Source organism: Helicobacter mesocricetorum, assembly GCF_900198605.1.
GTDB lineage: Bacteria > Campylobacterota > Campylobacteria > Campylobacterales > Helicobacteraceae > Helicobacter_D > Helicobacter_D mesocricetorum.
In genome coordinates this window covers 1-24,032 of the sequence record NZ_FZPJ01000035.1, presented here as the reverse complement: position 1 = coordinate 24,032, position 24,032 = coordinate 1, and the positions used below count along the sequence as shown (strand labels likewise).

Below are 24,032 nucleotides of genomic sequence, written 5' to 3'. Positions count from 1 at the left end.
CAAAAGTATTTAGAAAGGAGTATGGATGTTTGAGCGCATTGATAGTATTTTGCGGGAAATTGAAGAGGCACAGGCAGAAATTACTTTGCTCTTAGGTTTAGCAAAAATTTCTTTTGTAGATTATGTGATGATAAAAAGAGGCTCACAAGATATGCCAGAGAGTTTGGGAGCTTGGAATCTTCAGCAAATTGATAATGAAGTTTCAAGGCTTAAGGGGGCTATTGATAGCTTAAATAAGATTAAAAAAGAAGTTTTAACTTGGTGATTTTTGTAGGGATTCTAATTTTGCTTTAATTTCATTAATATGCCCTTTAACCTTGACATTTTTCCATAGAGCAACTATTTTTCCTTCTGGATTGATGATAAAAGTTGAACGTATCACCCCTTCATATTCCTTGCCATATAGCTTTTTAATTCCCCACGCATTATAAAGCTTTAGCACTTCTTTGTCGGTATCACTTAGAAGTGTGAAGTTTAAATTTTCTTTTTCTATGAATCCTTGATGAGATTTCACACTATCAGGACTAATGCCAAGCACAATGGCGTTGAGGTTTTCAAAGTTTGTTAAATTATCCCTAAAATCACAAGCTTCTGTCGTGCAACCGGGAGTTTTGTCTTTGGGATAGAAATAGACAATAACATAAGAGCCTCTAAAGTCTTTAAGAGAGATTTCGGCATTATCTTGATTGGGTAGCGTGAAAAGTGGGGCTTCTTGGTTAATTGTTAATTCCATTGTATTCCTTTGGGTATTGGATTTGCATAGAAACTTTGCAATCATTGAAAATTTCTAATTTTGTAATTTTAATGCAAAAAGAGGTAATTTGTGGGAATCTTTTGGGGATTTCTTCAAAAAAATACATTAAAACTTCTTCTAATAGACGGAAGTTTTGTTCAAAAGAATCTCGCAAGAAGTTTTTTAAAAGGCGATAATCTAAAAAGTCATTTTTGGAATGCGTATGATAAGTGAAGTAAGAATCAATTTGGATTTTTTGTTTATTTGTCCTTTCAAAGGGTAGAATCCCTAAAATTGCTTCAAAGCGGAAATTTTCTAAGGCAATTTCATAATGCATTATAATGCTTTAAAAAATTCATTAAATGCTACTATAATAGCCTTATTCATAGCTTCAATAATGGTCTCAAATCCTCCATTTTCAACAGCAATAGTTGCTCTTATGGGTAAAACATAGGGTATATTGTTTTTAAGTGTTTCGCCTTGGGCATTAAAGAAAATTTGGGAGTCTTCAAAATGCAAATCAAAGATTGAAATTTTTAAAGATTGTGGAATGTTTGGAGTTTGTAAAAGAGCAATACAATGATTCTTCGCTATTTTAGGAATGAGGGTATCTAGCATATCTGAAAGATTAGTAATCCATTGATTTTTAGAAAAATATTCTATTTTATTGGGGCTTTCTTTGTAGGCTATATTTTTGCTATTAATTTTATTGGCTACTTCAATCCCTAACCATTGATAATTTCGGTAGCTTTCACAAGCATTAGAAGAGTCTTTAACAAATAGTTCGTAATGATGTATGAGGGGTAATTCTCGACTTAAACAACCACTAAAAAATAATGCTAGTAAGGCAGCAAGAATGGGTTTTAGCATTTTTATTCCTTTGATAATGTGATTTTAGCGATTTGTGATTCTATTTTCAAGCCTTAATAAGCTTAATCACTTTAAATACTTATAATATCCCTCTCTATCTCTTTTATTTATGATAGGATATCTAACGCTTGTAATCATCAATTATATTTTCACACTGCTTCATATGCTCCGCGAAATTCTAAAAAATCATTAATAATATCTTGCAAATAGAATTAAAACAACCAATCATCACTTACCTTTTTACCTCTTTTCTTTTAATGATTTTCTCTCGTGTAGAGCTATTTTTCAAAATCTCTGTATGTTCATTTTTAATATCAAGTGGCCAATCTAAGCCTTGCTCTTGCACATTCCAATCAGGGAATTTGTTATTTTCAACACTCAAATAATATTCAATGCAGCACTGCTCAATAAGTTTATAGGAAATATAAGCATTTCGCACTTTTTTCAATCCAAAAAGCCCTTTAATGTCTTTGATAAAATTTTCTTGGTAAATCATATAAAATTCAATTTTTGCACCGCTTAAAATGGTGTGATAGAGGAAATACCATATCCCAAAACTTCTTATGCTTGGTCGTCCCTTTGTTCCTCCATCACGATAGATAGATAAGGTATTTTTAATGCCTCCCTCACTCTGACTGCCTCCAATCTTTTTAATCTCGCCATTAACAACTATTAAATAAACTCTTGCCACATTTTGAGTAAGAATTTTTTGGGATAGAGGATTGCCTTTTTCATCTTTCAAATCTTTAAGATAATTAAAATTTAATCTCGTGCTTCCCTTTATTATAAAAATAAAAGACTTTTTACTACTAATAAAGCGTATTATTCATATCCCTAATATATAAAATATATGCTAACTTTAGTATGTAGAATTATAGTATGTTTCTGAATAAAATTCAAATTATGAAAAAGAGTAAAATTAACATAAAAATCGGTAATAAAATTAGGGAAATACGACAAAGTAAAGGTTTATCTCAAGAGCAGTTAGCAGAAATTGCGGAAGTGCATAGAACCTATATCGGAATGATTGAGAGAGCGGAGAAAAATATTACTCTTGTAAGTTTGGAAAAAATTGCTAAAGCTTTAGGTGTTGAGACAAAAGACTTGCTATAAAATTGAGGCATAACTTATGGGAAAAGAAGAGCTAAAAAATAGAGAAAATTGGCAAAATCAAAGTGGTATGCAAGCCATAAATGCTGAAAATAGATTTTTTAATGTGTTTAATCAATATTTTTTCTATAATTTAAAACATTTTCAAATTATAGCCAAACCCAGAGAATTAGATAATATTTACAAAAATATCATTCTCCCAAAAGAAATTGAAGCTAAAATATATAACCCACCAAACGGCTACGGAAAACACGGAATTTCTCCAGATTATGCCATTAAAAACATTATTACCAACAAAACGCTTTATGTTGAAGTAAAAAGACAAGATGGTTGGGTTGAAAATAAAGAAATGAGCGCAGGAAGAGGCAATGCTCACGAAAGAGCTTGTAAATTATTTACACCGGGTCTCTTAAATATTTTAAGGGAAAATGGAAATATAAAAAATATACCGCTACCATTTTGGATTATATTTCAAGGAGATATTGCAAGAGACCCAAAAAGAACAAGAGAAATTTTTTGCTGGTTTAGTGGATATGAAAACCATTTCTCATTGTGGAGCAACCAAGATAGTGATGAATTGGTTATTAATCATTTCAAGCAATATTTTAAATATTTTCTTGATTAAAAGAATCTAATCCCCAAGATTCCCAACCCTGTTTTTTTTGCCGAGCGAATAATTCAATTTTAGATTGAGTGGGGAACATTTTTTCAATATTTTGCATAACTTCAATAGGCTTAACGCTATGCTTTGTTCTTTCTACTCTAATTAGCTGCTTAATGTTTCTAGCACCTCTAGGTTTGGGAATTTTACCTTTTTTAAAAACCAAACATAACTCACAATAAGATAGAGTATATTGACCGGGATTGTGCTTCATTTTATCCCAAACAAATGCTATTGTCTTATATTCAAAACCCCAAGAAATCCCCAATTCAATAGCTTGTTGCAAATGAGGGCTGGAGCTCCACATAAATAATAAACAATCCGGCTTTGAAATATTCTTTAGTGGTAATTTCATTAGTTCCGATGTTTTTAAAGTTGGATACTGAAAAGATGCGGAACTAATGAAAATTTCTTTTGATAAATCAATACTATATTTATCCTTGCTACTTTTGTCGAATTGCATTTTACCATTATAATGCCAAGGTGGGTCAGCATAAATAATATCGTATTTCTGTTTTGGTAGTGGAGGAAATAGGTTTTCTAAAGTATTCTGTTTTGTTTTTTCTTTGGCTTTAATCTTGTAGAGAGAATACCCAGTAGTAAAATTTTGATTTGTTTGTTGTGGATTATCGATACTATCAAATAAACTATTCACTAGATTACCTCCTATATATTTTGTAATTGTATCACACGAACTAATAAATATAGCTCTTTTGAGTAAGAATTTTTTGCGGTAGAGGATTTCCCTTTTCATCTTTTAAATTTTTAAGATAATTAAAATTAAGCCTCGTGCTTCCCTCTACAAATTCCACATCAGCGATTTTAAAGGCAGTTTTGACTTCGCTTATTTTCATTCTCACTCCTTTATAATTAATAGCTCGTGGCTTTGCTTGATATTGTCTTTGTCGCCTCGCTCTACTCTATTTTTGCCAATACGCGTTTCACCTTGCCCCATAGTGTATTGCCATTTAGGCTCTAAGATTCTAAAATCCTTATAAGCTTCTCGCACAAAGGTGCAATCATTATAGCTTAAGATAAACCCGCCATTATGCTTTTTGAGGCATTGTGCCAAAAGATTGTGATTAAAATTATTATGATGAATTGGGAAATTCCGCATAGGATAGATTCCTTTAAACATTTTAGAATCCCCTTCTAAAAAATAAGGCGGGTCGCAATAGAAAAAATCGTTTGGATGGCTTTCAAACACCTTTTCAAAACCTTGACATTCCACACTTAGATTTTGCAACCTAGAATCTTGCCCCAAGTCTTTTAATTTTTGCAAAGCATTTAAATAGCGATTTTTGTCCTCATAAATCTTACTCATCCAGCCGAGGAATCCGGGTCCATAGCTTAGATTAAAGTTAAAATAATAATCTCTTGCAAGTGTGAGAGAATCTAGCTTGATTTGAGCAGTATTTTGCGAATCTTTGTGTCGTTCATTCCAAAAGGCTTTCAGCTCATCTTTTATCTTTGCATAATTTTCTTTTGTAGGTTCGAGCTTAAGTAATTCATCATAAAGCTTTTGGGAATCTGCAATCAAAACTTGCCAAAAATTCACCAAAATATCAAAAATATCAAAGGCTTTGACTTCCAAACCTAGCTCAACAGCACTTGCGATTTCTACACTCCCTCCTCCCATAAAGGGTGAAACAAGACGCTTTATATCATTGGGAAAATGCTCTAGGATTAACCCAACTGCTAGAGTTTTGCCTCCACCATAACGTAAAGGGCTTTTGGTGTAACGTTTATAATGTAAGGAATTACCTTTGAGATTCTGTAAAAAATGATTTTTAGGAGTGCAATTTTGCTTTGTATATCTTAAATCTTGTTGCAAAGGATTGAAATCGAATAAAGACCGCTGTTGTATCAATGAAATCCCTTGAGTTATTTTGTCAAAATTATAACAACTTTAAGTTAAAAATCTAATTTTTATCATATTTGGCTCGTGCTTGATAAAAAATTTTAAAGTTGAGCAATCCTTAATTCTATTTTTGTGATTTTCGCCCAAGTTTTAGAATTTTATTTAGGGCTTTAATTGTTTTTAAAAGTATCAAGAATCACTTTTATTGTTTTGTCTTTCTCATGCTTTGTTGTGCTAGAAAATAAAGTAAAATCGACAAGTTTTTTAACCTCATTTCCTTATCTCTATTATCTGTTATAATTCTTCTTGATTTATTGTTGTCTTTATATCTCTGTATCTTAAAAGAAATAAAAACATTAATTTAAAATCTGTTAATTAATAAGGACTCCCTATGCCTAATCCTAACTCCTATTCCTCTAATCTTAACTTTAAAATCAAAAACCATTTAGCCTATAAACTAGGTTCTAAAATCTTAGATTTTAATCAACAAATAAAAGAATGCTTACAATCTAATAAGAATAAATCCTTATTCTCTAAACTCTATGGTTTTGTAAGAGTGGGGGGGGGGGTAATATCCTTATTAATAGCCCTCTATCAAATAAAACAAAAACATAAAGCACAGATAAGATTCTATAACCAAGCCCTTGAAGTATTCCCACAACTTAAAAATCCTCCTCTTTGCTCTTATCCTTCCTTAAATGTTATAAAGCTTAAAAATCATCTCTCTTATAAATTAGGAGAAGCTTTTATACAAGCTGATAAGACTTGGTATAAAGGAGGATATTTTAAGCTCTTCTGTGCCATTGAAAAAGCTAAAGAAGATTATAAAGCTTTTCAAGAACAAAAAGACTTTTTAGAAACTTATTCTTTTATACTTAATACCCTTTCTTTAAAAGAAGCAGAAAGCCTTATTAAAGATTTACAAGATAATCCACAAGATTGCATCTTACAAAGATTAAAGCTTATTAGTAGTAAAGCTAAAGCTATTGACTTTCAAATCCTATTTTCTAAACATTTAGACTTTATTTTAAAACACTCTAATATTATTAGAGAATGGCTAGAATCTAAACAATACCAAGAACAATATATAGATACTAATCATCCTTATCCTCCTTTATTAAATCCACAGAGATTAAATGTGAAAAAAGGGGATAATAAAGACAAAGAGGAAGAAGAGAGGGATGAGGATAAAACAAGAGGTGAGAGAATAGCAGGGAATGATTACAAAGGAAGTAAGGGGGAAGATGAAGATAAAGAAAATAATGAGAGGAATAAGGGAATAGGGATTAGAGTTAAAGAAGAAGTTAAACATCTTAAAGTTAAAGCATTTAGTCAATATATTAAAAGATTACATTCTATAGTCTTAGAAACTATTTTGCCAATAGATAAAGATAATAAAGATAATAAAGATAATAAAGATAATAAAGATAGTCCCAGTATTAGAAATAAGAGTGAGGAATTCCAAAGTATAGAATCACAGAGTATAGAATCTAAAAACAATCAAGAATTAGAAAGCAAAGGATTAGAAAATAATCAATCTTTAAATAATCAATCTTTAGACAATCAATCCTTAAACAATATAGAATTAAAACTACAACCACAACCACTACAACCTTATCCTATAAGTTATAAAGATATTCCTGCTGAATTAGCTTGGGAGATGAATTTGGGGTTGCCAAAAGATATACTAGTATTGCTATGTCGCCATAATCATGGGTTTGGCATTATTACTAGTTTGTTAATCCATTGTTTTAATTTTCACTATAGCTATGAGACTTACTTAGCTGGCTCTTTTAAAAACTCTTATTTGAAATTCTATAGAATCGCCTTTGAAAATCCTTATAGAAATAATATGTTAGTGCTTTTTTATAATTTAGGTAATCAAGAAAGTGATAAGTTTTTAGCCTTGTTGCAAACTAGAACCATTATAGCTATTACAAGAGATCCTTTTTCGGCTTTAAAAAGTGGTATTAATCATTGGGATAGTGTTTATGGTAAAAATGTTATTAGAACTTTGAACCTTACCTATGAGACAAAAAAATTATTTACTGTTACTTATAATGGAGTGAAACAAAGTAATGGTAAAAATATTGTTGTATCTAGTAAAAAGCCTGATTTAAAATATATTGATGTAGTATTACCGCATTATGAGCTATCTAATACCTTACAACAATTTATCCAAAAGAATTTTAGTATTTATTATTTAGATGTTTTAGAACTTTATCCTGATAAAATTATCCAAACTGCTCATACATTAGCCAAAGACTTTGGCTGGGATCTCAAGAAAGAAGCATTGCTAAGATTTACAAAACAAAATTTTCGTGGAAAGTTTTATCCTAACTTACCTAGATGCTTAATTGTTCATCCTGATGACTTGAAAAATCCTAATACCAATAATCCTCAGAGTTTCAATAAAGATGGTGGTATTAAAATTCATATAATGGATTCCCCAAATGCTAATATGAGTTTTTTTGATGTTACCAAAGATTTATTTCCTGGAGATTTTGAGGATTTTATTCAAGATGATATTAAGTTTTTAGCTGAAAATCAAAATGCTATTGAAGAATTAAAGGGTAATAGTAAATTATTGGAGCAAACAAGGATTTATTTAAAAGAATTTGTGCGGGATTTACAACTAACTACTGCTTGGCAAAGAGAGAATCTTATTAGTGAATATGAGGAGATTGCTTATATTTTTAATAATGTAGAATTAAGAAATTTATTCAAAGATACCATAGAACAACAATGGGGACATCTTAAAATTTGTCGTCCTGACATTATAAAATCTTGGAAATACTATCAAGAGTTTCTTAAGATTTGTGAACAATAGGGGGTAGGGTTGAAATTGTGATATAGTGGTTGGATTAGCGCATTATCACAACTTATTTTATTGCTATTGCTCAAATTAGAGATAAGTAGATTTTCTATTCTCTAGGTCCTAATTTCTCTTTTCTAACACCTAATAAAAAATCATTCGGGGATTTTTCTAAAGACTGCAAAGTTTCCTTGCTCTCTAAAAGTAATTGCTGGAGTGTTTTAGAGTTTTGCTCGATGCTAACTAGCAAGGGAGTAAATAAGGCTCTAAGGTTATAATCCCCTCTAAGGAGAGTTTGCTCGAATTTTTCTCTCGTTGTGCTGAATCCTTTTAGTTCGTATTCTATGGCATTTAATGTTACATTAAAGCTATTTGAAGCAAGAGCAAGATTCTTAAGAATTGTATTAAAGTTATGGATATTTTCATCATTTAAGAGGCTGTTAAATTTATCAAGACTAATGCCTAATTGTTCCATAGCAATTTGGGTTTTATCCCCAATTTTTTCTATCCAATTAGATTCTAGACTCAAAATTGCTTTTTCGTGATTTTTAAAGGGCATCCCCTCTCCTTGAGAGAGCGAAAAGAAGTTTCCACCTGTTAGTCCTTGCGTTTCTACGACGACTTTAGAGTCCTTGTGGATTGTGATGTCTTTTTTAATCCATAAAATAATTTCTACACTTTTGTCGATTATTTTATAGGATTTTACAAATCCTACGGGTATCCCTAAGTATCTAACGGGAGTTTCTATCCTTATGCCCTTTGGAAGTTCTTTAACATATAAATAATAGGGGTTGTATTTGTCAAGATTTTTGTCGTATTTACCAAACCAAAAAACAAAACCTATCAGTGCTATGAGTGAGAGGAAGAAAAATATACCTACCAAAATATAGTTTAATCGTGATTCCATTATTCCTCCTAAATTTGGTATAAAAACAAATCTATTGAATCTGTTTGTTGGCTTAATTCTTTTAAAGAGCCTTCAAAAAATATTTTTTTATCTTTTAAGATAATCATTCTATCGACTATTCCTTTCACGCTATCCATATCGTGGGTTATCATTACAACATTTAACTCTAATAAATCTCTTAGCTCCTTGATGAGATTATCAAATTCTCTAGCACCTTTTGGGTCTAATCCACTTGTTGGTTCGTCTAAAAACAAGATTTTAGGGCTTAGACTTAAGGCTCTAGCAAGTGCTACCCTTTTTATCATTCCTCCACTTAATTCATTGGGATAGAGGTTTGCAACCTCTTGATTTAAACCTACTTTATTAAGCCACATTAAGCTTATGTCTTTTATGACTTTTGAGGGGAATGTTGTATATTCTCTTAGGGCTAATGTGAGATTATCTAGGATATTTAGCGAGCTAAAGAGTGCCCCAAATTGGAACAATACTCCAAAATTTAGCCGCATATTTAGTGATTCTTGAGGGTTTAATGCTAGGATATTCTTGCCTAAAATTTTAACCATACCGCTAGTAGGCTGATTTAAGCCAATCATTGTGTTTAAAAGAGTGCTTTTTCCGCTGCCACTTCCCCCTAGAAGTGCAAAAATATCTTTTTTGAAAATTTCAAAGCTAATATTGTCGTGGATAACCCTCTCTCCAAACTTTGTCGTGAGATTTTTTACTTCTATTATCGTTTTCATTTAGAAGACCTCTGTTAAAATCATTGCACAGATGGCATCAAAGGCAATGACGCAAAAAATAGCTGCTACTACGCTTTTTGTCGTATGGATTCCAATGCTTCTTGTGTCTTTATCTACAATAAATCCGTGATAACAACCGATAAATGATATGATAAAACCAAAAAAAGGTGCTTTTAAAATCCCAACCCAAAAATGTTTGATATTCACCATTTCTAAGAATCTTTCGATAAACTGCCCATAATCGATACCAAGTTGTAATTGGCTAATCAATATGGCTCCTAAAAGCCCAAATATATCAGCGATAAAAACCACCAAAGGAAGAGCTATGCAAAGTGCTAGAATGCGAGGTAAAACCAAAAAAACCATAGGATTGAAGCCCATAGTTTTCATCGCATCAATTTCTTGAGTAGCACGCATCATACCAATTTCTGCGCTAAAGGCAGAGGCACTGCGTCCAGCAATGATAATTGCTGTAATAATAGGCGCCATTTCGCGCAAAGTTAGTATAGAACTCATCTCTACGATTAAAATACTAGCACCAAATTGTTCTAATTGGATAGAACCTTGATAGGCTATAACAATCCCGATTAAAAAACAAGCCAAACTTACAATGCCAATGGCTTTGATTAATGATTCTTGTATATGGTATAAAGTCGCCTTTAATCGGATGTTTTTAAAGTTTATTAAACCTAACGTATAAAGAATCTCTCCCATAAACCCTAAAACAAAGATTAGATTAGGCAATAGATTTGGCACATTCTTCATCCCATTTATTTTAGGAGGATTTTTAGATAAAGCATTGTTTTGGGGTTGATTGTCTTGGAGGATTGTAAGGATTTTTTTGCTTTTTGGATTCTCTAAAAGTTGGTTTTGAGTGATTTTTTGGTGTTTTTGTAGCCAAATATTAAGAATCTCTCCTCCGCAAAAATCTAAGTTAAAGTCTTCTTTTAAAAGAATGATGATGGGTTTATTTGTAGGGATTTTATCAAGTTTAGAGAGGATGGATTTGGGGATTTTATAATTCCAATCTCCCCCTAATGTTATGGATATACTCTCTTCTATCAAGACTTCTAAAGAAGTTGGAATATACATTATCTTTCTTCAAAGATAAAGGGGACTCCGCGGATTATTCCACTATCAAAGATTTTTTTAGTATTGGCTGTAATTTGTGAATAATCCGTTTTTAATTGCTGGTTGCTTAGTTCAAAATCTTGATAATACTTTCTTAGGATGCTGATTTTTGTTTGGGTGTTGGCATTAGGAAGTTTTGCAATTTCTTGCAACGCAAGTTGGGATTTAATAAAGGCTTTTTTGTCATGTACGGGAGCAAAAATTAGCTTCAGATTAGATTCTTCTAAGTCTTTTTCTATATTTTTTAAATGTTCTCTGCAATAGGGGCAATCAGGGTCTGTTACGACAAACTTTGTTGGTAGGTTTTCACCATTCCCTGCAAGATAGACAAAATCCTTTACCTTAAAGTCTTTAAAGAGTTTATTTAAGGCTAAAGTATCTTGCTCTTCTTTGACTAAGGTCGCTTTGTCGATTTCTTCTTTAATCATTATAGAATCTACTTGGTTTAGGTTTAAGACATTGCTTAAACCAATGAAGTAGTTTCCGTCTTTATTGACAATTACAGGGAAAATATCCCCCCCTTTGGTTTTGCCAATTACAAAAAACGATGAGGGGAAGCTTGTTAGCTCTTTTTTGAATTGCACTTGCACATCAATATTGGTTAAATCTTTAATGCTTTTCTTGAAATTACTTTCAAAATTAGCATTTGCCAGTGTAAGAATGAGGGTTAATAGGCTAATGGTCTTTTTCAATTTGGATCCTTTTTAAAATGAGAGATTGTAATATGTTTTTCTTCAAACATTATTTAAAGACAAGAGGATTTTTAGCATTAGAGGGGATAAAATCTTCTAAGAATTCTTCTTGGAGATGTGATTGTATTTCTAGCGTAAAATTTCCTAGAAAAGCCTCTTGCAAGACGATAATAGGGGAGGTAAAGAATCCATAGGGATAGAGTCTGTGTCGTAAATCGCTTTGTTTGTAAGTATCTAATCCTTCTTTTAGAAGTTGGTTAAAACTTTCTTTAGTAAGATAGTCTTTTAAAGGTTCAAATTCTAAAAACAAGATTCCTTCTTTATTGGCATAGCCAATCCCATTATTCCAAAACTCTATTTTTGCTTTTGTCTTTTTAGGGAGTATGGAGTAATTACAAATAAAACTAGGAATAACTTTAGAATCTCTAGTTAATAAACCTTGAATAAGTTGGTAATGCAATACTTTTCTTTTAATGCTTTGGTAGGATTTATTGGAATTTTCTAGCTCCTCTCGAGTTTGGAATATTTTTAAACGCAATGCAGGGAGGTTGCTTGAAAGCTTTGGAGTATTTAGGCTAGAGAGTAGTTCTAGGGGAATTTTATTCGCAGATTCTCTTTGTTTTTGGAGGGCAAAGATACAACCACAATAATTTTGGCGGTAAAGATTGGCTTCTTTGGCGAGTTGGTTTTGTATTTGTGTGCCTCCATTGCCCCTAACATCAATTGGGAGGAAATCTAAGTGATATTTTTGTGCTATGGATTGTCCTTGTGAAAATAGTTCATTTTGAGATTTCATAGGACTTGCAAGCAAGGTTGTAGTAAATTCTGTGCAATGGGTTTGCTGGGCGATTTTTGCACTTTTTTCTAGGCGATAATCAAAGCAGTAACTGCATCGCTCTCCTTTTTCTGGCTCATCTTCTAATCCTTTAGCACCATTTAGCCATTCTTGCAAATCATATTCTCCTTCAATGAGTGGGATTTCTAGCATATCACAGCTTCTTTGCACATCTTTTAGTCGCATAAGGTATTCTTCATAGGGGTGGATATTGGGATTATAAAAATATCCACAAAATGCTTTTTGGGGGTATTTTGCTTTGAGTTGGGTAAGGAAGTGATGGCTATCTACACTACAACAAATATGGACCAAAGTTGTATTTTGTTGGCTAAAATCATAAGGAATTTTTGACATTTATCAACCTTTTTTGCTGATATTATAAACCTTAAACTCTAAAAGGGAACTTTTTATCAGCTCAAAGCTTAAGTGAAAAACTTTAATAAAAGAGATTTTTAGGGAGGCATTAGCTTTAAAATTTCTAATTCATTGAACTTTTGATTATCAATAAGATTTATTAAAGTAGCAAGAGAGGATGCTCCACAAGATTCTTCATAAGTTTGTCTTACTACCCTTTGGTTTTTAATTTCTTGATAAGATTGCACGATAAATTCAGCATTTGTAAAATTTGCAAATAAGCAAACTATGAGGCAAATTTTATTGAAAGTTTTTATTGTATGCCTCCTTTTATCAGAGCTACAGCTCATTACCTTTTGTTATGCACTATAGCTTGTTTGATGCAAGAAACTTGTTGTTCTTTTGTGTAAATCTTGAGTATAGTTATGAATATCTTGTTGGCTAATAGTCCAATTATTATGCACTGCTTTGGTAAATTGCATCGTAAAATCAATTTGTTGGGTATGAGAATCTAAGCTAGAGCGATAATGTCTAAGCTGTGTAAAGGCATAAATATCCATCGTAACACCTCCAAAATTTGTAGCAATCTCATTAGGTGCAAAAATCTTAGATTTTCCTAAAAGTTCCATAGAATCTTGTAATTTAAACTTGATGAGTTCTTTTAGCTTCTCTGGGCTTTGTAAGGCTTGTTTTCTTAGGTTGATTTCTTCTGGGGATATTTTTCCATTATTTTCTCTAATATATTCAACCCTTTGCTGTTCTCTGTGGTTTTTTACATTCTCCCTAAATTGTGTTTTCCCTCCACCTAAAACCCTAGCATCTTGTGAGTTTAAAAAGCTTACAAACAAGGATTCTTGAGAGAAATTTGTATCTTTTTGTGGATAAAAGTTTAAATTTTCATCTCTTTTACAGAGAAATTAAGTTCATATATTCTTAGAGTAAGACCAATGCTTTGTAATTGAGAGCTTAAAACTTTAGCTTCCTTAAAAGTTTCTTGATTATAAATATTAGTAACTTTAAAGTCCTCTAAACTTTCCATAATGCTGAATGCTTTCATCATTTCAGTATCTTCTAACATAGATTCATTTGCCATATATCTTCTATCACTAAATCCTCTGGGTAGTTTTTCAATCTCCTCTGCAGAATAAGATTCTTTGATTTCTGGCATAATTTGTGTAAAGACATTATAGTATTGGTTAATGGTGTTGGCTATATCTATGTGTTTGAATACTTCTTCATTAGATATGGGTGCTTCATTGAATATATTATGCCATTCCCCATAATTTTCTTGCCCGTTTTTAATGATTTCCTAAGGTGCTTTTGTGTAGCTTAAATCCGCTTGGAAGTCCAGCAGCAATGTTAAAATCCTCTCCCATATAATCTTTTTCATCTATGTTATAGCCATAAAATTGATTTTGTGTGAGTTTCTCTTGTTTTTGATTTGTCTTGGCATTTCTTATGAATAATTCATCTTTTAATAGCTCTGCTACAAGATCTGTTTTTTTATTTTCTGTGGTAGTTAAATTATTGGGTGTATATTGGATGTCGAATATGGAATGCTTTATAGCAAGATTCTTAGTATCTATGGGGTATGAAGAATCTAAAACTTCTTGGGTATTAATATTTTGTTTGGGAGTCTTAGATTCTGTATTAGGAATCTTATATATAGCATTAGAATTGAAATTAGAATTTGAAACTTTCATTTTTTCCTCCTTTATCCTTAAATGATTAATATAGCCTCATTGTTTGAAAGTCTTTATTGTTGTTTTTTTGTTAAAAATTAAATCTAAAGAAAGGAATTCCACCTAGCCCACCTTTAATAAATTATTTAAAAAAGTCTGCATTTTTTCTTGTTTAGTCTTAGCCTCATAGGGTTTAGAATCTTTGGAATCTTGTTTGATTTGTGTATTTTGGTAAAACCCTCCTTTGTTTAACTCTTGAAGTTTTTGTGCGTTAAGAGAATGAGAATCTAAAATTTCTTGAAAGACTTTTAGAAATGCAGATAAATCATTAGAAAATTTATCTTTGTCTTCGCTCCAGTTAATCGTTCCATTATGGGTATAGCCTAAATCTATTAATTTTTGTAAATGGGATTGCACAGAAATTTTACCATTTAATAAATCCCAAAATCTTTGGTCTATATCATAATTAATCACATAGGTATTAGGAAACTCCTTTGTTTTTTGCATTTGAGCGTCAAGAATCTTTTCGTATTTTTCCGTTTCATAGAAAAATTCCGAACGTTCTCCAACGATCTCATCCCCAAATAAAGACATTATTAATAACCCACTCATTGAGATTTTATCTCCCTCAAAGTAACGTTCTTCTATGTAGAATCTAGGATCTTGTCTCTCTTGGAGTATCTTATCAATATCTATTAAGCTATTATGAATAGAGAATGGCACAGAAACACCGGTTTTTCCAATTTTATCCCACGATTCCATCAATTTTCTGCTTTCTTGTAGATTTAATTGCATAATGAGGTTTCTATTTTCTGCACTAGAGTCCCAAGTATAGATATGTCTATGAGGTAACGCCCTCACTTCATCAGGGCTAAGCATCGCATTGCTTTGACTTAAATCACCAACGAAATCTTGAAAAAATGCAAACGCATTCTTGACTGTTTTTGCCATATCGATTTCTTTATAGTAGGAATTCCAATGACTGGTTTTATCATAATAAAATTCGCCTAAATCTTTATAAACAATCTTATAATCTAGTGGAAGTCCAGCAGCAATGTTAAAGTCCTCTCCCATAAAGCCATTTTCATCTATGCTGTATTTCCCAAAGGCTTTACCTTGCAATAAATCAATCTGCATACTAAGCTGTGTAATCTCAAAATTCTGTCTAATTCCTTCTTTTATGCTTGTTTCTTCTGGAATTTTTCTTCTTCTATTTTCTCTTTTTAACGCTTCTAATTGCTTTTTAAGTTCGTCGATTTTTTCTTTATCAATTGCGTCTTCTTGTGTCTCATTTATAGTATCCTCATTGTTTTTAATCGGATTAAAAAGGGATAAAGTGGGATTTGAATCTCCTTTTAAGTAGAGATTTGAGCTTTTCTCTAGCATTTTTGCAAAGGAATCATTAGAATTGTCGCTTTGGACTGCATTGTTTGTCAAATAATTTAAATGGTTTGTCCTATTTTCTACACGCATAGGGTCTCTCCTAGTATCTTTTAGAATCTAAGGCGTGCTTAGCTCTGAATTATCAATGTTTAACTCATCACTTGCGAAGAAGTGGGTAGATATTGCTAAAAGCATAAGAAAATTTCTTTATTATTACTCCTTTGAAATGTTACAAATTATAAGCAAAGAATATTCCATATTAGCACTAAATAAGTCGAGAATTTCTGTTAGAATATAATACATTGGTGCTACAAGAGAGCTTTATTGGGATTAAAGAAGTTTTAAATTATATTAATTTTGGTATAAAACTATCTCAAGTCATCTAAAGATAGATTGAGGTTAGCGATATTCTAATGAGTGGTGTTAATTGTTTTAAAGAAAAAGACTTCAAGGCGACAAAACTTTTACTTAAGCTTTAAAGCATAGATTAAATGAGAGTAAAATTAGGATTAGACTAGAGTAAAGCTAGAGTTGAGCTAACAAAACTAGCTAAGATGTATTATCAGCTTATTATATGGTGATTTCTTTATAGTCATAGCAAGTTATTTTTTATAGGCATAATACAAAAATGCCCCCATTCCTATGATAAAGACAAGAGTTAGAAAAATAATTAAAATAATATCTAAACTACTCATATCCTCTCCTTCTCTCTAAGTTGCCCACAAGCAGCACTTATATCTAAGCCTTTGGATTCTCTAATAGTGCATAAAAGTCCCTTTTGGAGAAGATATTCCCTAAAAGCCTCCACTTTTTCTTTGCTGGGTCTTTTATAAGGGCTTCCTTGATGAGGATTGAAATAAATAAGATTGACTTTGGCTTTGATTTTATTAAGTAAGGCTACAAGTTTTTTAGCACTTTTTAAATCATCGTTGAGATTGTCAATCATTAGGTATTCAAACATTATTCGCTTTCTGCTATCAAGAGGGAAGTTTGAAATTTCTTGAATGATAGATTGGATATTATAGGCTTTATTAATTGGCATAAGTTCTGTCCGCAAATCATCATCAACAGCGTGTAAAGAGATTGCGAGTTGGATTCCTAGATTGAGAACTCCTAATTTTTTGATTTTTGGTGCGATTCCACTAGTAGAGATTGTTTGGCGACGAGGAGAGATGTTTAAGCCTTCAAACTCGGATAATATTTGGACGCATTTTGAAACATTTTCCAGATTATCTAAAGGTTCTCCCATACCCATATAGACGATGTTAATAGCTTTGTTTGGTGGAATATTTTGGTCTTTTTTGATAGCAAAAACCTGATAAACCATTTCTCCTGATTCTAGGTTGCGGACGAATCCTCCTTTGGCTGTGAGACAAAAACTGCAACCTACTTTGCAACCAATTTGGGAAGAAAGGCATAGTGTGAATTTATATTCTTTCATCTTTAGTAGCACCGATTCATAGCTATGATTGTCATAGGTTTTAAAGAGATATTTGATGCTGCCATCTTTACTTTCTTCTTTTTTGATTAAGGTTGTGAGAGTGCTTGTATATCTTTGCGCTAGAAACTCTCTTAAGTCTTTGGGTAGATTAACCATTTTATCAAAGCAGTTTTCATAATGCACATAAAGCCAATGAAAAATCTGTTTAGCTCTGAATTTTGGAAAATTCTTTTCAAGGGATTGGGCAAATTCCTCTAAAGTGTATCCAAAAATATAGGATTTATCCATTTTGCTTTGCTTTGATATAAGATTCTATTTTTCTCATCGCTATTTTGTGATTAGCTAGAAATTCTTTATGAGCGTCTTTGTGGATATGATTAGTGGAGCAAAATATCCCAAATGCAGGTAAATTAAAATATTTTGCCACCTGTAAGACGCTAAAAAATTCCATATTTTCATAAGCAATCCCAAGTTTTAATAGATTTTTTGTTAATTGAGTATCTGTGCTAATGTAATTGCTAGAGTTAATGATTTTATGAGGAGTTAATTTTGATAGCGTTTCATGTGAAACATTTTCTTCTAGGGTAATGAAATTATCCAAAGGTGTATAAGATTGTTGCTGTAAAAAGGATAATTCGATATTACTAGCACTTCTGGATTCAAAAATTTCTAAAATATTTTTTGAATCATCATAGCAACCACAAGTTCCAATAAAAATAATCTCATTAGGCTTGTCTCTGTAAATAGAATAAGTTAGCTGAATGCTGCTTTGTATTAATCCTACACCAATAGGCTTTGCAAACGTGAAAGTTTCTATGTCCCCTGCACAATAAAACACAATTACTCCTTAATTTGGTTTTTGAAGTTCTTTGTAATAAAGAGGAGATTCTTCTTTTTTGATGGTTTTTTGGGAGGGAATTTGTAAGACTTCAAAGAGTCTTGATTTTTCCAAATAAGTAATTTCAATAACATCTCCGATTTTCACATTGCGACTTGCTTTAACAGGGACTCCAGCGATTTTTATAACCTTATTCTCTATCATATCTTGAGCAATGGCGCGTCGTTTTGTTATATTGACTGCATTGAGAAATTTATCAATCCGCATTTGATTCCTTGTTTTTGCGTAATTGTAGCCAAAAGAATATTAATTTATCGTTCGTGATATAATTATAAAAATTTTTAAGGAGTGAAAATGAAGCAATCAATTAAAAAAGTAGTTTTAGCCTATAGCGGAGGACTTGATACAAGCGTAATACTCAAATGGCTACAAGATACTTATCAATGCGAGGTTATAACCTTTACTGCTGATATTGGTCAAGGCGAAGAAGTAGAACCTGCAAGAGCAAAAGCACAAAAATTAGGAATCAAGAATGAAAATATTTTTATTGAAGATTTAAAAGAGGAGTTTATTAGAGATTTTGTTTTTCCGATGTTTAGGGCAAATACTATTTATGAGGGTGAATATCTTTTAGGTACGAGCATTGCTCGTCCTTTGATAGCAAAGAAATTGGTAGAAATTGCACAAAAAGTGGGTGCAGATGCTATCTCACACGGAGCGACAGGCAAGGGTAATGATCAAGTTCGCTTTGAAATCGGCGCTTATGCCTTGAATCCGGATATTAAGATTATCGCTCCTTGGAGGGAATGGGATTTAAATAGTCGTGAGAAATTACTAGATTATGCGCAAAAAGCAAACATACCCATTGAAAAAAAGAAAAACCAATCTCCTTATTCGATGGATGCAAATTTATTGCATATTAGTTATGAAGGGCAGATTTTAGAAGACCCTAATGTAGCTCCTAATGAGGATATGTGGCGTTGGAGTGTTTCGCCAAAGGATGCTCCAGACACCCCAACTATTATTACGATTAGTTTTAAAAATGGGGATGGGGTGGCTATTAATGGAGAAACTTTAAGTCCAGCAAATTTTTGGGCTAAACTCAATGAGTTGGGTGGAAGTAATGGCATAGGCAGGTTAGATCTAGTAGAAAATCGTTATGTGGGGATGAAATCTAGGGGTTGTTATGAAACACCGGGTGGAACTATTTATCTTAAAGCCCATCGCGCTATCGAATCCCTTTGCCTTGATAGAGAAGAGGCGCATTTAAAAGATGAAATAATGCCAAAGTATGCGAGTTTGATTTATAATGGTTATTGGTTTAGTCCAGAGAGAGAAGCCTTGCAGGCTTTGATTAATAAAACACAAGAAAAAGTCGAGGGAGAAGTGCGATTAGAGCTTTATAAGGGAAATGTTACGATTCTTGGGAGAAATTCTGAAAAATCTCTTTTTAACGCAGCTTATAGCACTTTTGAAGAGGATTCTGTATATAACCAAAAGGATGCAGCAGGATTTATTAAACTAAACGCTTTGAGATTTATTATCGCTGGGAAAGCAAAGAAATAGAATCTAGCTTTTTAGAGTTTTATCGTGGAATTGGGAGTAAATATTTAGATTTGAAATAATCTAGGCAAGATTAAAGAATGGCATACCAATTTTAAGTTGCTCTCCATAATGTTTAATATTATGGATGAGTTTTGGCACAAGGGGAGGTTTATAGGTGAAAATTTTTGCTTTTGACATCGGCATTGCGAGCATTGGTTGGGCGTATGTGGAAAATGAGGAGCTTAAAAATTGTGGGGTACGTATTTTTACGAAGGCAGAGAATCCAAAAAAAGGTAAATCTCTTGCATTGCCACGCAGGGAAGCGCGCAGCGCAAGGCGGAGGCTAGCGCGTAGGAAGGCAAGGCTGGGTTCATTAAAGAGGCTCATTTGCAAAGAGTTTGGTTTGAATCTTGGTGATTACCTTGCACAAGATGGGGTTTTACCTAAGGCTTATGAGACAACCAAAGAGACTAAAAGTCCCTATGAGTTACGTGCTCTGGCTCTTGAAAAAAAGCTAGATTCCAAAGACTTAGCGCGTGTGATTTTGCATATCGCCAAACATCGGGGGTATGGGAACAAACACGCAAAAACAGGAAGCGATAAAGATTCTGGTAAGGTGCTAAGTGCGATTAAAACAAATATAAAAGCTATGGAAGATAAATCTTATCGTAGTGTTGGGGAGTATTTGTATCAAGAATTTTTCCAAAAAGAAAGAACGCAAAGTGAGAAAAAAGGTAGCATTCATACAAAAGAATTTAAAAATGTGCGGAATAAAGGCGAGAATTATGAGCATTGCGTCTCACAAGAGCAAGTAAAGCAAGAGTTGGAGCTTATTTTTGAAAAGCAAAAAGGCTTTGGTGCGAAGTTTAGCGAAGAGTTTGAAAAGAAAATTATCGAAATCGCCTTTTTTCAAAGAGATTTGAAAAGCTTTGAGGATAAAGTTGGCGAATGTATCTTTTTAAAAGGAGAGAAACGTGCTGCCAAAGATTCGCTAAGTGCTATGGAATTTGTTGCGCTTACGAGCATTATCAATTTACTTTTGAATCTTGCAAAACGCATTAATCCAAATTACAAAGACGATGATTTGAAAAACAATAATTTGATAGACAAAATCTTTGGCAAAGATAAAATTCAAGAGATTCTAAATCTTGTGCTGGATAAAGGCGAGATGAGCTATAAGAAACTGCGAGAGATTCTAAATCTTGATGAACGCATTTGGTTTGCAGATTCTAAGCTGGATTATGCAAAAGGGGTGCAAAAGGCTGAAGGGGCTAAAGGGGTAAAGTTTATTAAGTTTGAAAATCTTAAAGCTTTTAAAAAGGCAATGGGAGGAAGTTTTGAATCTTTTAATAGAAAAGAGCTAGATTTGATAGCCACAGATATTGCCCTCATTAAAAGCAAAGAAAACTTAGCAAAAAAACTAAAAGACTATCCCTCTCTTAGCGATGAGCAAAAAGAAGCTCTAAGTGAGCTTAATTTTGCAAAGCATATTGATTTAAGCTTTAAAGCTTTGGAGAAGATTTTGCCTTTTATGAATAAGGGATTGCGCTATGATGAAGCGGTGCAAAAGGCGGGATTGCAAGAGCATAGAAAACATACAAAAAAAGAGGATTTTTTAATGCCATTGAAAGACTATGAGCCTTATCTTGCAAACCCTGTTGTCGCAAGGGCTTTAAGTGAATACCGCAAGGTATTAAATGCGTTGCTTAAAAAATATGGTAAAGTGCATAAGATTCATTTAGAATTTACGCGTGAGGCGAAATTGAGCTCAAAAGAAAGAAAGGACTATGAAGGAGAGCAAAGAAAGCGTTTTGAGGCAAATCAAAATGCTCAAAAACAATGTGAGATTCTAGGATTACACCTTAATGGTGCAAATATTCTTAAAATAAAGCTTTGGATAGAGCAGGGCGAGCTCTGTGCTTATAGTGGGAAAAAAATTACATCGGAACATTTAAAAGATTCTACAATGCTACAAATTGATCATATCTATCCTTACTCTCGCAGTTTTGATGATAGCCAAAATAATAAAGTACTTGTTTTTACGAAAGAAAATCAAAATAAGTTAAATAAAACACCTTTTGAGGCTTTTGGTGAGGATAAGGAGAAATGGGAAAAAATCTTAAGTTGGCGTAACAAGCTTCCTAAATCGAAATATCGCAGAATCTCCAACACAAATTTTAAAGATAAAGAGGCGGGATTTCTTGCAAGAAATATTGTTGATACAGGCTATATCGCTAGACTTGCCAGTCAATGGACAAAGGATTGTTTGGAGTTTTTACCCTTAAGTGAAGATGAAGTAACGATTGAAGGAAAAAAGGATAGCAAGAAGCATGTGGAGGTAGTGAATGGGGGCTTAACCGCAATGCTTAGACATTATTGGGGACTTGGAAGCAAAAATCGAGATAATCACCTGCATCACGCAGTTGATGCGGTGAATATTGGTTTTACAAACGCAAGCATTATCAAAGCATTTTCAGATTTTAGAAAGCTTCAAGAACAGAATAAGGCGAAATTCTATGCCAAAGAGATTGCAGAATCGGATTATAAAACCAAAAGAGCATTTTTTGAGCCTTGCAAAAACTTTAGGCAAATGGTGCTAGACAAAGTGGATTCTATCTTTGTCTCCAAACCTCCGCGCAAAAGAGCAAGGGGAGCGTTGCACGAGGAGACATTTTATGCTTTTGATGATAAGAATCTTTTAAAAAGTTATGGTGGTGAAAAGGGGATACAAAAGGCGATAGAGCTTGGTAAAATCCGACAGATTGGCACAAAGATTGTAAGCAATGGCGCAATGGTTCGGGTGGATATTTTTAAAGATAAAAAAGGCAAATTCTATGGCGTACCTATTTACACAATGGACTTTGCGCTTGGAATCTTGCCTAACAAAGCAGTTGTTACTGGAAAAGACAAAGAGGTTATCAAGGATTGGCTAGAGATGGATGTAAATTATGAATTTTGCTTTAGCCTCTTTAAAGATGATTTGATTTTGGTGCAGAAAAAGGAAATGGAAAAAGCTGAGCTATGTTACTACACAGAATTTAAATCTAGCACAGCAGGAATAAATTTTGAAAAACACAATAATCTATATGTAAATTTAAGCGAAAATGAATGCAAGTTATTTACCAGCAAAGAACCTGTTAAGGGGGGAAAGAAAAATGCATGGAAAGATAAAACACCTGAAGAAATAGAACAGCTAGAAAAAAATAGAAAAATTATAGGTGGATTTGTAACTATAGAAGAATTGGTAGTTTTTGAAAAATACCAAGTCTCGCCACTTGGCGAGGTGCAAAAGGCAGAATTTACACCACGTCAACCCATTTCTTTGAAATCTAGCCCTAAAAATAAGAAGAAATAGTGTTTGATTCTGCCTTTAGAACGCTATTCTTGAGCACACCCGCGAAACTCAAGCTTGCAGATAAGCATCTTTGCATTCTTCAAGAAGACAAAGAAGCAGTAAAGATTCCGCTCTCTGATATTTTATGTGTGATTGCGGAATCTCATCAAATCACATTCACAAATGCGCTGCTTGATGCCTTTGCTTCGAGCAAGATTGTCCTTTATACATGCGATAGTTCCCATTTACCTAGCGGTGTGTTTATGCCATTTTTGGGACACTTTAAGAGTTTAAGTATTTTGCAAAATCAAATCAAACTCAAAAAACAAACCAAATCCATTCTTTGGCAACAAATCATAAAAGCAAAAATTAGCAATCAAGCCTCAATGCTAAAAATGCTTGGTAAAGAGGAGTTTTGCCATTTACAATCTCTAGCAAAGTCTGTCAATCTAGCAGATAGCACAAACAATGAAGCAAAAGCAGCCTCTATCTATTTTAAGGCTCTTTTTGGGAGTGGTTTTAGTCGCAAGATTGATTGCTTGAGGGATGAGAGAATTGGAACGATAAATGCTGCACTTAATTATGGTTATGCGATTGTGCGAGGAATTATTACAAGAAGTCTTTGTGCAAGTGGGCTTAATCCGACACTTGGAATCAATCATAAAAATCAATTTAATGCGTTTAATCTCGCTGATGATATGATAGAGCCTTATCGGATTTTTGTCGATTCTCTTGTAATGCGAATGTATGAAAATGGAGAATTGCAAGAATTTCTAAGCCTAGAAAATCGTGTCCAGTTGGTAGAAATCTTAAATGTGTCAGTGATGATAGAAAATAAACTTTATCCGCTAAGTCGTGCGGTTATAGTGAGTGTGCAAAGTTTGGTGCGTTGCTTTGAAATAGAGAATCTCAAGCTTAAAACACCTCTCTTTTGCGAGGAGAAATCCAATGGAAGAGAAATTTATGAGGGTGCTAGTGATGTTTGATATGCCAACTTTTAGTAAGGAAGATAGGAAGAATTGCACGAAATTCCGTAAATCTCTTATTAAAAATGGTTTTATGATGTTGCAATATAGTGTTTTTATATTTATATTTTTTCA

At 32.9% G+C, this 24,032-nt stretch carries 26 protein-coding genes and 2 pseudogenes; 8 read left to right on the top strand and 20 right to left on the bottom strand.

Annotated features, from left to right (window positions below):
* Positions 1–25 precede the first annotated feature (25 nt).
* The gene (locus tag C6H18_RS07295) at positions 26–265 is read left to right on the top strand and encodes a DUF2443 domain-containing protein (protein WP_104722446.1); all 240 of its coding nucleotides are present in this window, start codon (positions 26–28) and stop codon (positions 263–265) included.
* On the opposite strand, the gene bcp is transcribed toward C6H18_RS07295, so the two are convergent.
* From bcp to C6H18_RS07275, 4 genes are all read right to left on the bottom strand, one after another.
* The gene (gene bcp / locus C6H18_RS07290) at positions 254–733 is read right to left on the bottom strand and encodes a thioredoxin-dependent thiol peroxidase (RefSeq protein WP_104722445.1); all 480 of its coding nucleotides are present in this window, start codon (positions 731–733) and stop codon (positions 254–256) included. The genes C6H18_RS07295 and bcp overlap by 12 nt on opposite strands.
* Positions 717–1,070 carry a dihydroneopterin aldolase gene (locus tag C6H18_RS07285; protein WP_104722444.1) on the bottom strand — a complete coding sequence of 118 codons (354 nt, stop codon included), beginning with the start codon at positions 1,068–1,070 and terminating at the stop codon, positions 717–719. Before C6H18_RS07285 ends, bcp begins: the two co-directional genes overlap by 17 nt.
* Positions 1,070–1,603 carry a hypothetical protein gene (locus tag C6H18_RS07280; RefSeq protein ID WP_104722443.1) on the bottom strand — a complete coding sequence of 178 codons (534 nt, stop codon included), beginning with the start codon at positions 1,601–1,603 and terminating at the stop codon, positions 1,070–1,072. The genes C6H18_RS07285 and C6H18_RS07280 overlap by 1 nt, the downstream gene beginning before the upstream one ends.
* A gap of 232 nt (positions 1,604–1,835) precedes the next feature.
* Entirely contained in the window at positions 1,836–2,429 is a 594-nt protein-coding gene (locus C6H18_RS07275) for a GIY-YIG nuclease family protein (RefSeq protein ID WP_104722442.1), read from the bottom strand.
* A 77-nt stretch (positions 2,430–2,506) separates the two neighbouring features.
* Here C6H18_RS07275 and C6H18_RS07270 point away from each other — a divergent pair, with 77 nt between their 5' ends.
* Entirely contained in the window at positions 2,507–2,716 is a 210-nt protein-coding gene (locus C6H18_RS07270) for a helix-turn-helix domain-containing protein (protein WP_104722467.1), read from the top strand.
* Positions 2,717–2,732: 16 nt separating this feature from the next.
* Complete coding sequence (locus tag C6H18_RS07265) at positions 2,733–3,338, top strand: MunI family type II restriction endonuclease (protein WP_104722441.1); 606 nt, start codon at positions 2,733–2,735, stop codon at positions 3,336–3,338.
* On the opposite strand, the gene C6H18_RS07260 is transcribed toward C6H18_RS07265, so the two are convergent.
* The 3 genes and pseudogenes from C6H18_RS07260 to C6H18_RS07250 all read right to left on the bottom strand — a co-directional run bounded on the left by C6H18_RS07260 (position 3,319) and on the right by C6H18_RS07250 (position 5,208).
* Positions 3,319–4,029 carry an MT-A70 family methyltransferase gene (locus C6H18_RS07260; RefSeq protein WP_199770164.1) on the bottom strand — a complete coding sequence of 237 codons (711 nt, stop codon included), beginning with the start codon at positions 4,027–4,029 and terminating at the stop codon, positions 3,319–3,321. The two genes, C6H18_RS07265 and C6H18_RS07260, sit on opposite strands and share 20 nt — an antisense overlap.
* Before the next feature lie 58 nt (positions 4,030–4,087).
* Positions 4,088–4,228 (bottom strand): annotated as a pseudogene (locus C6H18_RS07255) (type II restriction endonuclease); the annotation flags it as partial.
* A gap of 2 nt (positions 4,229–4,230) precedes the next feature.
* Entirely contained in the window at positions 4,231–5,208 is a 978-nt protein-coding gene (locus C6H18_RS07250) for a DNA adenine methylase (RefSeq protein WP_104722466.1), read from the bottom strand.
* Between the two features lie 418 nt (positions 5,209–5,626).
* Between C6H18_RS07250 and C6H18_RS07245 the strand changes: the two genes are divergently transcribed.
* The gene (locus C6H18_RS07245; protein ID WP_104722438.1) at positions 5,627–8,065 is read left to right on the top strand and encodes a DUF2972 domain-containing protein; all 2,439 of its coding nucleotides are present in this window, start codon (positions 5,627–5,629) and stop codon (positions 8,063–8,065) included.
* A 94-nt stretch (positions 8,066–8,159) separates the two neighbouring features.
* On the opposite strand, the gene C6H18_RS07240 is transcribed toward C6H18_RS07245, so the two are convergent.
* The 13 genes and pseudogenes from C6H18_RS07240 to C6H18_RS07180 form a co-directional block, all read right to left on the bottom strand.
* A complete protein-coding gene (locus C6H18_RS07240) occupies positions 8,160–8,957 on the bottom strand; it encodes an MlaD family protein (protein WP_104722437.1) in 798 nt (265 codons plus the stop codon).
* Positions 8,958–8,965: 8 nt separating this feature from the next.
* On the bottom strand, positions 8,966–9,697 hold the full coding sequence (locus C6H18_RS07235) for an ABC transporter ATP-binding protein (protein WP_104722436.1): 732 nt from the start codon (positions 9,695–9,697) through the stop codon (positions 8,966–8,968).
* Entirely contained in the window at positions 9,698–10,789 is a 1,092-nt protein-coding gene (locus C6H18_RS07230; protein WP_233704095.1) for an MlaE family ABC transporter permease, read from the bottom strand. It abuts the gene before it with no gap.
* Complete coding sequence (locus C6H18_RS07225; RefSeq protein WP_104722435.1) at positions 10,789–11,520, bottom strand: DsbA family protein; 732 nt, start codon at positions 11,518–11,520, stop codon at positions 10,789–10,791. Before C6H18_RS07225 ends, C6H18_RS07230 begins: the two co-directional genes overlap by 1 nt.
* A gap of 49 nt (positions 11,521–11,569) precedes the next feature.
* Positions 11,570–12,709 carry an epoxyqueuosine reductase QueH gene (locus C6H18_RS07220; protein ID WP_104722434.1) on the bottom strand — a complete coding sequence of 380 codons (1,140 nt, stop codon included), beginning with the start codon at positions 12,707–12,709 and terminating at the stop codon, positions 11,570–11,572.
* 107 nt (positions 12,710–12,816) lie between these two features.
* A pseudogene (locus C6H18_RS07215) lies at positions 12,817–13,059 on the bottom strand (hypothetical protein); the annotation flags it as partial.
* A 9-nt stretch (positions 13,060–13,068) separates the two neighbouring features.
* Complete coding sequence (locus tag C6H18_RS07210) at positions 13,069–13,557, bottom strand: hypothetical protein (RefSeq protein WP_104722433.1); 489 nt, start codon at positions 13,555–13,557, stop codon at positions 13,069–13,071.
* A gap of 41 nt (positions 13,558–13,598) precedes the next feature.
* Positions 13,599–13,877: a hypothetical protein gene (locus C6H18_RS07205; protein WP_104722432.1), complete on the bottom strand. Its 279-nt coding sequence runs from the start codon at positions 13,875–13,877 to the stop codon at positions 13,599–13,601.
* A gap of 130 nt (positions 13,878–14,007) precedes the next feature.
* Entirely contained in the window at positions 14,008–14,412 is a 405-nt protein-coding gene (locus tag C6H18_RS07200) for a hypothetical protein (RefSeq protein ID WP_104722431.1), read from the bottom strand.
* A 102-nt stretch (positions 14,413–14,514) separates the two neighbouring features.
* On the bottom strand, positions 14,515–15,864 hold the full coding sequence (locus tag C6H18_RS07195; protein WP_104722430.1) for a Cj0814 family flagellar-dependent secreted protein: 1,350 nt from the start codon (positions 15,862–15,864) through the stop codon (positions 14,515–14,517).
* A 601-nt stretch (positions 15,865–16,465) separates the two neighbouring features.
* Complete coding sequence (rlmN, locus tag C6H18_RS07190) at positions 16,466–17,503, bottom strand: 23S rRNA (adenine(2503)-C(2))-methyltransferase RlmN (protein ID WP_104722429.1); 1,038 nt, start codon at positions 17,501–17,503, stop codon at positions 16,466–16,468.
* Positions 17,496–18,053, bottom strand: coding sequence for a nucleoside phosphorylase-I family protein (locus C6H18_RS07185; protein WP_104722428.1), 558 nt, complete (start codon positions 18,051–18,053; stop codon positions 17,496–17,498). The genes rlmN and C6H18_RS07185 overlap by 8 nt, the downstream gene beginning before the upstream one ends.
* A 9-nt stretch (positions 18,054–18,062) precedes the next feature.
* The gene (locus C6H18_RS07180) at positions 18,063–18,320 is read right to left on the bottom strand and encodes an RNA-binding S4 domain-containing protein (RefSeq protein WP_104722427.1); all 258 of its coding nucleotides are present in this window, start codon (positions 18,318–18,320) and stop codon (positions 18,063–18,065) included.
* 87 nt (positions 18,321–18,407) lie between these two features.
* Here C6H18_RS07180 and C6H18_RS07175 point away from each other — a divergent pair, with 87 nt between their 5' ends.
* The 4 genes from C6H18_RS07175 to cas2 form a co-directional block, all read left to right on the top strand.
* Positions 18,408–19,619: an argininosuccinate synthase gene (locus C6H18_RS07175; RefSeq protein ID WP_104722426.1), complete on the top strand. Its 1,212-nt coding sequence runs from the start codon at positions 18,408–18,410 to the stop codon at positions 19,617–19,619.
* A gap of 154 nt (positions 19,620–19,773) precedes the next feature.
* Positions 19,774–22,953: a type II CRISPR RNA-guided endonuclease Cas9 gene (gene cas9 / locus C6H18_RS07170; protein ID WP_104722425.1), complete on the top strand. Its 3,180-nt coding sequence runs from the start codon at positions 19,774–19,776 to the stop codon at positions 22,951–22,953.
* Positions 22,953–23,918 (top strand): type II CRISPR-associated endonuclease Cas1, encoded by a 966-nt coding sequence (gene cas1, locus C6H18_RS07165; RefSeq protein WP_158654886.1) that lies wholly within the window; start codon positions 22,953–22,955, stop codon positions 23,916–23,918. Before cas9 ends, cas1 begins: the two co-directional genes overlap by 1 nt.
* Positions 23,881–24,032: CRISPR-associated endonuclease Cas2 (gene cas2 / locus C6H18_RS07160; RefSeq protein ID WP_104722464.1), on the top strand; the 152-nt coding region annotated here is incomplete at its 3' end. The genes cas1 and cas2, both read left to right, overlap by 38 nt.